9 protein-coding genes are annotated in these 15176 nt (G+C 41.1%); 4 read left to right on the top strand and 5 right to left on the bottom strand.

The features are described 5' to 3' along the window. Positions 1–65 precede the first annotated feature (65 nt). Both ACYVM0_RS10570 and ACYVM0_RS10565 read right to left on the bottom strand, forming a co-directional pair. Positions 66–677 (bottom strand): response regulator, encoded by a 612-nt coding sequence (locus ACYVM0_RS10570; RefSeq protein WP_460556626.1) that lies wholly within the window; start codon positions 675–677, stop codon positions 66–68. Positions 678–746: 69 nt separating this feature from the next. Continuing rightward, the gene (locus tag ACYVM0_RS10565) at positions 747–3761 is read right to left on the bottom strand and encodes a PKD domain-containing protein (protein ID WP_460556623.1); all 3015 of its coding nucleotides are present in this window, start codon (positions 3759–3761) and stop codon (positions 747–749) included. Between the two features lie 164 nt (positions 3762–3925). Here ACYVM0_RS10565 and ACYVM0_RS10560 point away from each other — a divergent pair, with 164 nt between their 5' ends. Together ACYVM0_RS10560 and ACYVM0_RS10555 are read left to right on the top strand one after the other, a co-directional pair. Continuing rightward, positions 3926–7192 (top strand): YCF48-related protein, encoded by a 3267-nt coding sequence (locus ACYVM0_RS10560; RefSeq protein ID WP_460556620.1) that lies wholly within the window; start codon positions 3926–3928, stop codon positions 7190–7192. 19 nt (positions 7193–7211) lie between these two features. Continuing rightward, positions 7212–8108, top strand: coding sequence for a PorP/SprF family type IX secretion system membrane protein (locus ACYVM0_RS10555; RefSeq protein ID WP_460556617.1), 897 nt, complete (start codon positions 7212–7214; stop codon positions 8106–8108). 94 nt (positions 8109–8202) lie between these two features. Here ACYVM0_RS10555 and ACYVM0_RS10550 read toward each other — a convergent pair whose 3' ends face one another. Continuing rightward, positions 8203–9714 carry a c-type cytochrome gene (locus ACYVM0_RS10550; protein WP_460556614.1) on the bottom strand — a complete coding sequence of 504 codons (1512 nt, stop codon included), beginning with the start codon at positions 9712–9714 and terminating at the stop codon, positions 8203–8205. A 154-nt stretch (positions 9715–9868) separates the two neighbouring features. Here ACYVM0_RS10550 and ACYVM0_RS10545 point away from each other — a divergent pair, with 154 nt between their 5' ends. After that, on the top strand, positions 9869–11140 hold the full coding sequence (locus ACYVM0_RS10545) for an NAD(P)/FAD-dependent oxidoreductase (protein WP_460556611.1): 1272 nt from the start codon (positions 9869–9871) through the stop codon (positions 11138–11140). Between the two features lie 34 nt (positions 11141–11174). Beyond that, the gene (locus ACYVM0_RS10540) at positions 11175–11888 is read left to right on the top strand and encodes a YqjF family protein (protein WP_460556608.1); all 714 of its coding nucleotides are present in this window, start codon (positions 11175–11177) and stop codon (positions 11886–11888) included. A 20-nt stretch (positions 11889–11908) separates the two neighbouring features. Here the strand turns inward: ACYVM0_RS10540 and ACYVM0_RS10535 are convergent, their stop codons facing one another. Continuing rightward, positions 11909–14557: a PKD domain-containing protein gene (locus ACYVM0_RS10535; protein ID WP_460556605.1), complete on the bottom strand. Its 2649-nt coding sequence runs from the start codon at positions 14555–14557 to the stop codon at positions 11909–11911. Positions 14558–14622: 65 nt separating this feature from the next. After that, positions 14623–15153: a hypothetical protein gene (locus ACYVM0_RS10530; protein ID WP_460556602.1), complete on the bottom strand. Its 531-nt coding sequence runs from the start codon at positions 15151–15153 to the stop codon at positions 14623–14625. Positions 15154–15176: the final 23 nt, after the last annotated feature.

The raw sequence follows: 15176 nt of genomic DNA, 5'->3' as shown, positions 1-15176 counted from the left end.
TAAGTTATGCTGATTTTATTTCCCGGTGCGGTGCATTATTTAAAAGTATCAATAACTGGCTTCAATTAATAACTCACATTATACAACGTGGCCAGTTCCATCAGTTCTTTAATATTCCCGGCATTGGTTTTTTCAAAAATGCGGTTTTTAAGCGTAGAAATGGTATTCATTTTCAGGTTGAGGTTGTCGGCTATTTCCTTAGTGCCAATGCCTTTCAATACATAATGCAGAATTTCCAGTTCCCTGGGAGCTAAAGCTTTAAAAGGGTTATCCTGGTGCTGGATATTGTTTTGACGAACCGGCATTTCATTATGCATGAATTTATACAGTATCTGCACCATTTCTTCTTCGCCTACTGATTTAGACATATAGTAATTGATGCCATACTGTTTTAATGCTTCGCCATAAATTTCTGCCGGCTGCATCGAAAAGATAAGGATATTTAAAGCGGGATATACTCTGCGGATATTTGGAATTACTTCCAGTGTACTGCCATCCGAAAGAATAATGTCCAGCACCAGGTGGGTGTATTTATTTTTTACCAGTTCTTTCATCAGTTCATTGCAGGTAGCCACTTCCTGGATGTCGGTAAAGCCCAAAGTAAGCTGCATGTGCAGCTTCAGGCCTTTCCTGATCATACTGTGGTCATCTGCTATTAAAATTTTGGGCTGCGTCATTCTTTTACTCTTCTGTTTGGTATGCTAATTTCTATATTTTATTTGGGCTTATTCTTTTTATTTTTTTAATTAACGAATAAGAATAAAACTGCCTTTAACTACTTTTAACTCCGTGGAACTACTTTCTTTAAAACTCAGCAAATAAATAAAACCACCACCGGGAGCGTTGGTGCCATTCAGTTTGCCATCCCATCCTTTATTTTTATCGCTGGTTTCAAAAACAATTTGCCCGTAACGGTTGAAGACCTTTAAATTAAATTCAGTCACCAGTTCGGTGCCGAATACTTTAAACAAATCATTTTTACTATCGCCGTTGGGCGTAAATGCATTGGGTATAAATATAGTGCAAAGCCCTTTTGAAACTATTATGTCGTCTGTGTTTGAACCACAGGTGTTAGTGGCTGTTAAAGAATAGGTTCCGGTTTTTGTAATAGTATAAACAGGATTGCTTGTTCCATCCTGCCATTGTAATTGCCATAACGGATCTGTTACCGGGCTTAATGTAATCGTATTGCCGGGGCAGATCAACTGATCGGGCCCTAATGTGAACCTGGGTTTTAAATTATAGTTGATAATTACAGTATCAGATTTTTTACAACCATTCAAATCCAGTTTTACAATATAGGTGCCCTGTTGGCTTACGGGGTAAAGTGCATTGGTATTGCCATCCTGCCAGAGATATGTGGCGCCCGGATAAGTGGCATTCAATGTTACTACAACACCTTCACATACGGTTTTATCGGCGCCAAGGTTTACAACCGGCGAGGGTTTAACAGCAGTAATGATCAAACTATCCCTGTAAGAACAACTGCCCTTACTTACTTCGCACCAGTAAAGCCCGGCCTGGAATGCTTTTATTGTGGCAGCAGTGGCACCGGTATTCCATAAATAACTGCTTGCGTTGGCAACAGTGGCATTAAGTGTAAGCGAATCTCCTGCACAAATAGCGGCATCCGGCCCCAGGGTAAAAACAGGTGCCGCTGTAAACACTACGTTGATGCTGTCTCTTTTTTTACAGCCACTGATGGTATTTACCGCTTCTACCCAATACAAGCCGGAAGTGATGGGGGTATAAACCGGAGTGGTGGCACCATCCTGCCATAAATAAGTAGCATTCGGGTTGGTGGCATTCAATGTTACAGGTATGCCCTGGCAAACAGTAATGTCATTGCCCAGGTTAACAACAGGTGCAGGTTTTACGGCAGTTATAGCTAAGCTGTCCCTGAAAATACAACCCTCTTTATTTACATCACACCAGAAAATACCCACCTGGAATGCTTTTATTGTTGGAGTAGCTGCACCCGTGTTCCATAAATAACTGGTGGCGTTGGCTACAGTTGCATTTAATGTTAAAGAATCACCGGCGCAAATAGCGGCGTCTGCTCCAAGGTTGTATACGGGCATTGGTTTAAACGTAACATTGATGCTATCTCTTTTTATGCAGCCGGCACTGTTACTGGCCTGTACCCAATATAAACCGGAAGCGGTTGCTGTAAATGTTGGATTGGTAGAACCATCCTGCCATAAGAAAGTATTGGTACTTCCAGCACCAGATGAGTTGAGTAATAAACTGGTACTGCCGCAAACTAAAGTATCGTTACCCAAATTAATATTTATAGCATCGGTGCTTACTTGCTTTTGTAAAGTATCGGTTCCGCAGTTAGTGAATTTGATCAGCTTAACGGTGTAATTACCAGGAGCAGAGAATATATGCGTTGTATTATTTTGTGTAGCAGTATTGTTTGCGCCGGATGCAGGATCGCCGAAATCCCATTTTACTGATGTTACGTTTGATGCAGGGGTATAATTAAAAGTACCGGTTAAAGTCTGGCAACTAACGGCATGGGTGAAACTATCTGGAGGATAAAAATAACTTTGAATAAAAGTAGGCAAGCCAAACGTTGACTTTTGGTTTGGTTGCGACCATTGCATTGCATTATTAGTAAAATTACAGCCGCTGCCGTACGTATTAGGGTTGTCTATAGAAGAAATATAAGTAGGTGAAATCAGCGGCGATAAATTTTGTGACATATACATTTTGCCATCGGGCGCAATTTGTAAAGCGGCATAAATTTCACCAGGATTAAATAATCCGGATATGATTTGCCTGGATGCTCTTATTGCAGCCGGCGAGCCAAGGGTAATATCATATTGGTGCAGTTCATTTTTACTAAGCGCATTGGAAGCATCACGCCACACTGTGGTGTATAACAGGCTGCTGTTTGGCGAAAACTCAACGCCATAGGACAGGTAATGGGGATCAGTTGGCTGGAATAAACTTATAGAGTTGGATACGATGCCTGTAGCATTGTCAAAATCGCTTACATCAACGTTTACATTCCAAAAAGCAATAGCTATTTTTTTCCCATTTGGCGAAGCTTTCATATAACCAAGAAAAGAAGAATCAATACGTGTAGTAGGAGTGCGGGGAAGGCCAGGTAATACTGAGCCGGTATGGCTGATTATTGGTGTGGTATTTACCCCTGTGGCATTCACGAGGTAGGCATAATATCCATTTGAAGCAGTATCATGTGCCAGTACCCAGATATCTTTATTGTTACAATGTTTTACAGCGGTGATTTTTTCTAAGCAGTTTTGTGTGAGCGGCACATTTTTTATCTCTACATCTCCCTTGCCATTATCCAATGTCATGTTCACAACTGAATAATTTAATCCCCTGGTGGGAGTAAACGTTCCGGTAGGTGCAACAAACGTTACTGCATCTACTGTAAAAACATAATATCTTGTTGGGTCCCCGATTTTTGGAACAATAACAGCCGACTGCGTGGAAGAAGGGTCACCAAATAAACCAGTTCCATTAGGCATTACCTGGTGTACTTTGTTCCAGATACTGATACCGTCGGTATAAAAAAGTAAACTTCCATTTGCATCGCAGATGGTTGCAACACCCTCGATCGTATGTAATTGTCCGTCATTTAATGGAACGGGAGAGCCACTATTAAAATCCATACCTAAATAATTTCCAAAATACCAGATGTTGGCTTCCTTCTGTAAATTCTGCGCAAACAGTTGCCCGTTTGTAAAAGAAAAAAGAATGATAAGGCTTAAAATATAACGCATCATGGCTGCAGGTATATACTGTTGTTATTAATTGTACCTCAAAAGAACTCCAAATTAAATTCTACATCAGTAGAGTTAATTCTACAACCACCTGCTGAAGCAGTGAATAATATTGCACTTCAATTTTACTCCCGCCCTCATTAACCAAAACATAAAACGCTTTAAAAATGGTAAAACAAAGCTTTAAAACAAAATTCAGTTCATTGGCCGTGATCATTTTTTTGATGGCAGCCCTGGGCAGTAAGGCACAATTAAATCCTGCTATGGGCAACAGTCCATGGAAATATGTAGTTCCCTACCAACATGGGTTTAACCTGAATGACATGTCGTTCATTGACAACAAAACAGGATTGGCTGTTGGGGTAAACGGCGCCATTGCCAGAACAACCGATAGCGGCCGTAACTGGCAGTACATCCCCTTTAAAATTATTAATTCAGCTAATACAGTGGCACTGGCAAATCTGAATGATGTGCAGTTTGTAACGCCCACTATTGCCTATGCAGTAGGAGCCGGCGGTATAATGATAAAAAGTACAGATGGTGGTTTAAACTGGGCACAGGTTACCACACCTCTTACTGCGCTGAGCAGAAATATCAATGCGCTGTATTTTTTAAATAAGGACACCGGTTATATTGGTGGTGCAGCAATTAACACCACTAATACCACCAATATTAATGATGCCCCGAAAGTATATTTTACAAAAAACGGGGGCACTACCTGGGATTCTTTAGTAAGCCCGTTCAGGCCGCAGCAAAATAATATTACCTTAAGTGGGTTTAATTCGGCCGAAATACAACGTATCATGTTTGTGAATGACTCTGTAGGTTATGTGAGTGGTTCCTGCGGGCAGTCTGTACCTAACTACAGCGCCATACTCTGGAAAATTGAAAAAAATGTTGTAAAAGACTATAGTTTACATCGTACAAAATTTGGTGTGTCAATTACCACGGGCACCGGTAGTAACCCTGTGCAGTGTACGCAAACCTATAAAGGGTTGTTGGGTATCAATGATTCGCTGGTGTTGATCTCCAGTAATTCAAACGGTATTGTGGTAAGGGTAAAAACGGGTAAAAACGATAGTACTGCCAATGCAGTGCCATTAATATACGGCGCATATGAAAAAGGTGTATATGAAGTAGTGGCCATTTCAAATACTTTTCCAACCACGCCGGCTAACTCACCTTTAAATACAGGTGCCATGTGGCACATTAAAAAAATGCCCGGTGGAAAAATAATGATGAGCGACGGAAGGAGCATTGCATTTACAACAGATAATGGTACTTCGTGGACCATAAGTAATCCTGTGCCTGCAACAAGTAATATTGCACACTGGGGTTTTACCGCAATTGATGTTACACCTAATGGAAGAATTATTGCTGCCGGTTATAATGGCATGACCTATGATTCAATCGCCGGCTCTTCGTGGAAAACGGTATACAAAAATATCAGGCCTTTATTTTATAGTTACAGCGATATGGACTGGGCAGATTATTGCAATGGTATAGCAGTGGGTGCCAACGGAACTATTTCAAAAACCAGCGATGGCGGAAAGAATTGGGTGGATGCTTCCAATGCAACATTTGATGCCAACCAGATAAGTATTGCTAATGTATTTTATCCGGCGGTAAACAGCATGTTCTTCAGTACCAATAGTTTTGGTTTTGTAGGTATTCACAAATCTGCAGACCAGGGACAGACTTATACGCCAATATTTATCGAGCCCAATCAAAATACCGGTGGTATTACCAATTTTACCATGGTGGGTCAACGTGCATGGGCAGTAGGCTACAGGTTTAGCCCCGAAGTGCAAAGAACAATGATCTTCCGTTGTTTAAATGTTAATGCAGCTACTCCTGTTTGGGATACCACAAAAACATTTCCTATCGGCACATTTGCGCCGCAATTAAAAAATATAAAGTTTGCTAACCAGGATACGGGTTACACGTGTGGTAACAGGGGTAAAGTTTACAGAACAATTGACGGCGGTACCACATGGACTGATGTGAGCCCCGATACAACAGCTGCCGGTAATGGTACTGCAACTTATAATGCGTTGAGTGTAATTAATGGTAAAACACTTTATATAGGTGGTACCAGCAGAAAATTATTCAGGTCAACTGATGCAGGTGCTACATGGACAGATTTAACGCTGGTACAAACCACCAATCCGGCTACCATTGCAGCATCTTCTTCAATCAGTGTTATTATAATGAATGATGTAAATAACGGGTATGCCTATGCTGGCTCGTTTCTTTTAACAACAACAAATGGCTGGGCAACATGGACCTTTGATATATCTCCGCAAGGTGCAGCCAATATGACCATATATCCAAAAACAGTTGCCCCGATACAAAATAAAAAATTGTATTTAATGCCATTGATCGCAGGTTTTGGCGGACCAGGCAGTACACAATCAGCGGCATTAATAGAATACGGTAATGCCAGCTTCGTTAATGTAAACTCTACTGAAGTAGTTACTGATGCAAGTTGTACCAACCCTAACGGCGGCAGCGTTACCATTAACACAACAGGTGGTATTGCGCCGTACACGTATACTTTAAACGGAAGTGCATTACAATCTTCAAATGTATTTACAGGTTTAACACAAGGGGTTAAAACAATTGTGATAAGAGATGCAGCCTGCCAGGTGTTTACTAAAACGGTAACTATTGGCTTTACAGATAATCTGACATTAACCACCAGCAACGATACCGCGGTATGTGCCGGTGCGCCGGTACCGATGATCGCTACCAGTGCGGCCAATGTGTACTCATGGAGCCCTGCAGGCGGATTGTCAAACCCTGCAATCAGCAATCCTGTAGCAACAGTTAACAGTAATACTACTTACACTGTTACGGCTACACTAAATGGTTGTGTAAGAACAAAAGCTATCAATATTTCCACCAAGGCCAATCCTGTAATAAATGCAGGCTCCGATAAAACTATCATCAGTGGTGATGTGGTAACATTGGATGGTTCTTCTCCTAATACAAATGTGATCAGCATCCTGTGGTCGCCGGCAGCAACTATTACAAGTGGTGTAAACAGTTATGTAGCTACTGCAAAACCAACTGCAACAACTACGTATACATTAACGGTAAAAGATAATAACAGTTGTACTTCTACAGATAATACAGTGATCACTGTAGTGCCGTATTGTATTAAGATCATGGATGCCTTTACACCCAATGGGGATGGTATCAACGATAAATGGATCGTTACCAGTGGTGGTGCATGTACCAGCCAGGTAATGGTAAATGTGTTTAACCGCAATGGCGACCTGGTATACAGTAACGAAAATTACCAGAACGACTGGAACGGTACCTACAAAGGGAAAGCTTTGCCGGATGCTACTTACTACTATGTGATCAGGTTTAAACTGATTACCGGTAATGGTTTGCAATTAAAAGGTGATGTAACAATTTTAAGATAATCTATTTATAACACTAATTATGAAACATAAAATATTAACAGCCCTTTTTGTTGCTTTTGTTGCCACAACAAATGCACAGCAATTGCAAACTTCATCTATGTATGATATGCAGGGCGTTTTGCACAACCCTTCCACAGCAGGGGTTTACGAAAATAATTTTGTGGGTGTTAGCTACCGCAGCCAGTGGGCCGGTATCAGCGGCAGCCCTAAAACCGCTACTGTATTCGGTTCTTTCAACCTGCCTAAACAAGCCATTGGTATTGGCGGGTATGTGTACCAGGATAAAACCGGTCCCACATCAAGAACAGGCCTTGATCTTTCATTGGCAAAACATATTGTAATGGGCGATAAGGGCATCTTTTCTTTAGGATTGGAAACCCGGTTGCAGCAATATGCATTAAACACATCCAAGCTGTATGCAACTTTAGGTAACGATCCTGTGTTAGGTGGTGCAGACAGCAGGTTTAAATACGATGCAGGCTTTGGTGTTTCGTACACCAGTAAAAAAATAGAAGTGGGCGCATCAGTATCGCAACTGGTACAATCAAAGCTGGATTTTTACAGTGGTAATTTAACCAGGACGGAAGAGGCCATGTTGTACAGGCATTATTATGCACATGCAGCTTATCATATTGACGTGGACGGGTACACTACCATTACACCCAATGCAATACTGGTGTATTTGCCTAATGCACCGGTGAATTACCAGGTGGGAGCAAGGTTTGAACACAATAAGATTTTCTGGTGGGGATTAGGCTACAGGTCTCACCAGAGTTATATGATCTCTGCCGGTATCAACATCAATAAGAAATTTACCGTGGGTTATGCTTTTGACGATTATATTAACCCGGTAAGTAGTTTTGATAATGGTGCAAATGCACACGAAGTATTGATCAGGTACAATTTTATAAAATAAGTAGTTTGTTTTGGTTAAGTTTACATGGCGGCTGTTTAGAGACAGCCGCTTTTTTTGTATAATATCTTTTTGCTTAATTATACTTTGAAGAAAATTAGTATAGCCGGCTTATAACAGCTTTTGCAGTATCGCCAAACATACTATCGCATGGTTTTTGTCTGATCTCAACATCTTCTTTTTTGTTCAGGTCGATGGTTATGCCATCGATATTGTTTTTCTCAATAAAAGATTTTAATGCAGCTTCTGTGGTTTCTTTTACAGTAACAGGAATTAATTGCGCAGTTTTTATATTGAAGGAAGCGGTGCCGTAAAACATTTTATCTCCCTTACTTCCAAAAGCAAGTATTACGGCTTTATCATTTAATACCAGGGGAATGGTGCCATTCCCGTTTTGAAAACAATAAGTATTGCCGTCAGTGTGAATAGCTTCTGTAAGTAATCTTTTATCGGGGCAAAATAAAAAAACATTCATATCTGATTCCACCGGCAACTGTAATTGTACCTTAAGTTGTACGGCAGTTAATGCAGGATAAGCTTTTAAAAAAGCATCAAGATTGTACCAGCCCAAAGCTTTGATGGAAATATCGTACATGCCGCCTGTGCTGCTTTCATCTGTAAAGTTCAGTGCTGTTACCGGAGGATTGTCACTATTGAATTCGTTAACAATCGTAACTGCTGCGCCGCTATCAAGAAAATCATTTTGTAATGCTACGGTATCTGCAGGTATGATCGTAATTCCGGTATCAGCTTTTTTATAGTAGACCGTATCAAAACCACAAGGGGGTGCAGGTTTTGCAGCACCGGGCAAAGGGGCAGTGTTGCCAGGTAAAGTGATAGATGGCATCAAGGTCGCCTGGTTATCACAGTAATCAAAAATGGCGTGTATAGAATCAACTGATAAATTAAACTGCACCTGCATGCTTTGCCATCTCTTAACAAGGGCTTTTGCATACGGATCAGTTTCACACATACGGTTACAATCTACAACAAAACGATAGGGCCATTCTCTGTTGGGGGCTCTTTCTCTGCAACCCGCCAATTGCGGCCCGGTAAAATCCTTGTTTGGTTTATGACAACCGGAACAATTGGCTTTAAAAAGCCTTTCTCCTAAAAGCAATTTTTTTGCAGTGAGCCCGGTATCCAATGGTTGAGGATCAACCCAGTTGATAGAGCTATCAGTTTCCACTTCACCTTTAAATAATTCCATATTATCATCATAAGCATTGGTGGGTATTGATATTTTTATTGGCTTCAGTAATTCAAGCGCCTTGCCATTTGCTGTGGCGTTAATATAAAACATACCGCCACTTTGTAAAGGATTACCGTCACTTTCGGTTTTTAAACCAGCTGTGATGATATCCTGCAGGGTATAGGCTTCTTTAAGTTCCAGCTGTACTTTACCGGCATTACCTGAAATAAATGCATGAGCAGGAATTTTTATAATGGCTCCTTTGGGGGTTTTTAAAGTATAAGCCGCCATCGCATCCAGAGTAATAAAAGTACTCCTGAGGTTTTTGGCGGTTAAAAGGGTTTGTGTTGATTTTCTGCTGTTTTTACAGGCGGCAAATAATAGCAGCAGGCAAGTAAGTACAAGAATACTTTTCATAAAATAGATAAAAAATTTGGCAAGGTATTAGACCATGATCCTGTAACGGATACCTAAATGTAGTTTTTGTAACGGGTATCCGGCAATAATTTATTTCCTAAATTTTCAAAAATTATTGAAAATAGTGTATCTTTGCAATGTAAATTAAAAGATCATGAAACTCATAATAATAGGAGGCGGTTTTGGCGGGCTCAGGTTAGCCCGTAACCTCAGTAATAAACCCGGATTTGACATTACCCTTATTGATAAATTCAACTTTCACCAGTTTCAGCCCCTGTTTTACCAGGTGGCTACTGCCGGGCTGGATGCCAGTAATATTTCATTTCCCCTGCGTAAGGTTTTCCACAACAGTAAGAATATCCGCTTTAGAATGGCTGAAGTGCAACAGATAATTGGTGCTGAAAATAAAGTGGTGACCAGTATCGGTGTATTTGAGTATGATGCATTGGTAATCGCCACCGGTGCCGATACCAATTTTTTCGGTAACCAAAACCTGATGAACCATGCATTGCCCATGAAAAGTACACTGGAAGCGCTACAGTTGAGGTACAAACTATTACAGAATTTTGAAGCGGCTATCAATACAAAAGATGAAGCCCTTATAAAACAACTGATGAATATAGTTGTGGTAGGTGGCGGCCCAACAGGAGTGGAGCTGAGTGGCGCTATTGCCGATATGAGAAAATATGTGTTACCAAAAGATTATCCTGAGCTGGATTTTTCTCAAATGAAAATTTATTTGCTGGAAGGAACCGGTAAAACGCTGATTAATATGAGCGAAAAAAGCAGCAACGAATCGGGAAAGTATTTGGAGAAATTAGGCGTTACTGTTCTTACCAATACTTTATTAAAAGATTATGACGGCGAGAAAATTACTTTGCAGGATGGGCATACTATCTACACCAGAATTGTAATATGGGCCGCAGGTATTAAAGGCAATGTGCCCGAAGGTGTTGATAAAAATTTAATTGCAAGGGGCAACAGAATTAAAGTTGACAGGCAGTGTAAAGTAATAGGCACTGCAAATATTTTTGCCATAGGTGATGTGGCGTATATGGAAGAGCCTGCATGGCCTAACGGGCACCCGCAGGTAGCACCTGTGGCTACCCAAATGGCAGACATGATTGCAAAGAATTTGCGCAATATAGAAATGAAAAGCAATACAAAAGCTTTGGAAGAATTTGTGTATAACGATAAAGGCAGCATGGCAACAGTGGGCCGTAATTTAGCCGTGGTGGATATGCCCAAACCTAAATTACATTTTAAAGGTTTTTTTGCCTGGATGATTTGGATGGGATTGCACCTGATGCTGATACTGGGCGTAAAAAACCGCTTCTTTGTTTTTTGTAACTGGTTGTATAATTATTTTACTTACGATCAGAACCTGCGTTTGATATTTAAAGAAGTGGATCAAAAGAAGAGTTAGCTAAACCTTTCCTTTGTAAATCTGTTTATAAAATATGTCTGCTACTTTTTTAACTGCCGAATGGAATAATCTTGTCATGGCGAATTATATTGTTGATCCTGCCATTTTACAGAAATATGTACCCAATAAAACAGAACTGGATGTATACCATGGCAACGCGTATGTAAGCCTGATTGGTTTTATGTTTGAGCAGACAAAAATCCTGGGTGTCAAAATTCCTTTTCATATAAATTTTGAAGAAGTGAACCTGCGCTTTTATGTGCGGTATAATGATAACGGCCAATGGAAACGGGGTGCTGTTTTTATTAAGGAGATCGTTCCAAAGCCAGCCATCAGTATTATTGCCAATACCTTGTACCACGAAAAGTACAGCACCATGAGGATGAAACATTTCTTCAATAAAACTGCAGGTGCTATCAATTTAGGTTATCATTGGAAACACAAGGGCAAATGGAATAAGCTGGAAGCAACAACTGCAACAGAAGCCTTACCCATGCGACCGGGTAGTGAGGAAGAATTTATTGCCGAACATTACTGGGGCTATTCACAATATAATGATGCCACCACTTTTGAATATAATGTGCAACACCCTGCATGGAAGGTATACCCGGTAAAGCAATATATTATTGATTGCGATTTTAAAGCTTTGTATGGCGATGCGTTTGCTTTTTTACAACACACAGCACCCAGCTCGGTTTTTATGGCAGAAGGTTCTGCCATTTCTATTTTACAAAAAAAGCGTTTGTAGCTACAACTGTTTTAGTTCGTCTAGTGTATCAAAAGCGAAGTACCTTGTTTATTGATCACCCTGCCATAAATGTCCACAGCTTGTACGATCCATGCAAAAGCGCCTGTCGGCTGCAATACACCACTGATCCTGCCATCCCAGCCTTTGCCTGGTTCTTTGGTGCTGAAAACTTCCTGCCCAAAACGGTTGTACACTTTAAAATAATTGATATGGTCGATACCAATCAGGGATGGCCGTAACACATCATTACTGCCATCACTATTAGGAGTAAACGCATCAGGGACATAAATGTCAAAAACCGGAACCACTTTTACCAGCACATCATCCGTGGCTACACAACCCTCTGCACTGGTGGTAGTTAAAATAAATAGTTCATTACTTTTTAAACGGGCAATGGGGTCAGGTATTGAAGCATCGTTTAAATTAGCGGCAGACCTCCAGCTATAAGTACCACCGCCACTGCCACTCAATTGTACAGGTTTGTCAAATAGTGTTATCGTATCCCGCCCTGCGTTGGCAAAGGGTTTTATTACTGTAATTGTTTTGGTTAAGGTTACGCTGCAACCATTTTGTGTAATCAATGTAAGGCTTACCGCAGGGTTGCCTGCCCTGGTGTATTGATGCACAGGGCTGATAACTGCAGATCCGGTATTATCTCCAAACGACCAGGTATTGCTGATGATGGAACCGGATATGTTAGTTGAAGCGTTGGTAAATATGGTGGCTTTATCCAGGCAGGGATACAGGTAGTCAAAAGCCACATCGGGTTTGCTATCTATCACCACAGGATGAGTAACAATAGCCGGCGATACGCAGCCAAAAGAAGCCACCTGCAACTGCACGGTATAGTTGCCATAATTACGATAGCTGTGCAAAGGGTTTTTTAACGTAGAGGAATCGCCATCTCCAAAAAACCATTTCCAGGAATTTACGGGAGTAGCGCCATCAACAGATTGGTCGGTAAATTGTAAAGGCGTGTTTACGCAACCGTTAGCAGGCGAAAAAACTGTTGCAGGCGGCGTTCCGATGTATACATCTTTTACCATGCTGTCTGTTTTGCAAATGCCGCTGGTAGTTACCAAAAGTTTTACGCTGTACTTTCCGGTGGTAGTATAAGTATGTACAGGGTTGAGCAGGTTTAGTGCGGTAAAGCCATCGCCAAAATCCCAGGTGCTGCTGGTAATGGTGCCGGTGCTCAATACAGTACTGTCAAAAAATTGCGTGGGCTGGTTTACACAATTGCCGCTGTATCCATAATCCACCGCAAAAATATTATTGGTAATGGTTACCTGTTTGGTTACCGAAAAACTATCCGCAATAAGTGGCCCGCAGGTGGTGGAACTGGTGATCACTTTTAAAGTAACATCATAAGTGCCTACTTTTTTAAAAGCATGGTTAATGGTTTGTCCCGATCCGGTACTGCCATCCCCAAAATCCCATTTCCATTCCAGGTTACCTGCCAGGTCGGTAGATCCGGTGAATTGGCTATGGCAATCTATAAAGGAATGCGTAAAATCAACATGGCTGCTGTTATCAAAAAGACTGGCAATAAAAGAGGGCAGCCCGGCCCAGCAAAGCCTGTCGTTAAGGTCAACCGCCGCATAGGCATAATTACAACCCGGGCCATATACATCCGGGTTATTAATAACACTCACATTGGTATTTTGTGCAAAGGCCACAAATATTCTTTTATCGGGAGAAAGTTGCAGCGAATTAGGAAGGAATAACGACGTGCCGATAACGTATTTAGAAGCGTTGATAGTTACCGGGTTTCCGGAAGTAATATCATATTGGTTGATGCTGTTATCAAATACGGTGGAAATGTAAAGGAGTTTACTGTTGGGCGAAAATTCAACACCATAAATATGGCCTACCCCTTGCGTATACCCGCTGAGGTCGATGGAATTAGATACTTTGCCGGTAACCTTATCAAAATCAAATAACTGGGCCTTGGTAACGGGCCACGAAATAGGTAAGCATAATTTTTTACCATCCGGCGAAACCTTCATTTGCCCGGTGCCTACATACTGGCGTGGGTCAAACGTATGCGCAATGCCGGCATTAGATAATACCGGCGTCATGTTTATGCCCTTGCAATCTACTTTGTAAGCTGCAAACTGATTATTATTTAATCCTTTTGTAATTACCCAGTAATCTATACCGTTAGCTGCTTTTACTGCGGCCAGTCTTTCTGTGCAGGGTTTATAGAGGTTTACATTTTTTTGAGTGGTTACATTGCCTAATCCTCCGTCCAGCCTCATATCCACCACGGAAAAATTATAGCCTTTTACAAATGAATTTTCTGAACAATCGGAAGTGAAAATATAATACAGGTTAGAGTCGCCGGGATTGGGAATAATGATTGCTGCCTGGGTGGAAGAATTGTCACCTGCAAGGCCGCTGCCATTAGGCATTATCCCGTGATTCCTGTTATAAACTTTTGTGCCATCGGTATAAAATAATAATTGTCCTTTTTTATTGCAGAAACTGGCGCAACCTTCAAAAGAAATTAATGCGCCGCCTGTTAATGGCTGGGGTGGGGTAACATTAAAATTAAGGCCGGCATTTATTCCGAAATGCCATACGTTGGCTTGCTGCGCAGCAACCGTATTTACCATGGTGAACACTAAGGCCAGCACAAACACTATGGTAGTTTTAAAAGCAGCCATACTGTAATTTACAAAAATTAGTGGTAAACCTATAAGATTATTTTTGCATAAATAGACAGCAGAGCTTACTTCATTTTTTCAGTGGCTTCTAAAAATTTTCTTGCCCTTACTTTAAAAGCGGCCGTTTGCCGGCCTTTCTGTGCACTGATCAGCAATTTTATTTCAGCAATAATTTCTGGATATTGTTTGGCAAGCCGGGTAAGTATGGTAAGTGCGAATGCTTTAACAGCAATGGCTTCGTTGGGGCTCTCCACATATTTAAAACAAAGGTCCATAATGGGGCCCTGGTATTTTACAGGAATGGGTATGTCTGCCAATAACCTCAGGCTGTTTCGTTTTACAGCATTGTGTAAACCGGGTTGTTGTAAATTCTTAACCAGGCTGTTCCAGTGTTTTTTAATAAACTCCGGGTGCGCCATAACGCAGTAACTCACGGGCCAGGCGGCTCTTTGTACCACACGGTATTCGTCGTGTAAAAATAATCGGAAGAGTTCATCAAAACGCTGTTGCGATGCACCCACCCGGTTTACAATACGTGTGCATTGTGCTTTGGAATGTTCTTTTAAAATTTCCTCTCTTAAATTAAAAGTTGCCACAGCTGAAAAGTTTTTTTGCCCGC

Source organism: Ferruginibacter profundus, assembly GCF_054783275.1.
The sequence above is the reverse complement of the archived record's forward strand: the minus strand, read 5'-3'. Positions and strand labels throughout refer to the sequence as shown.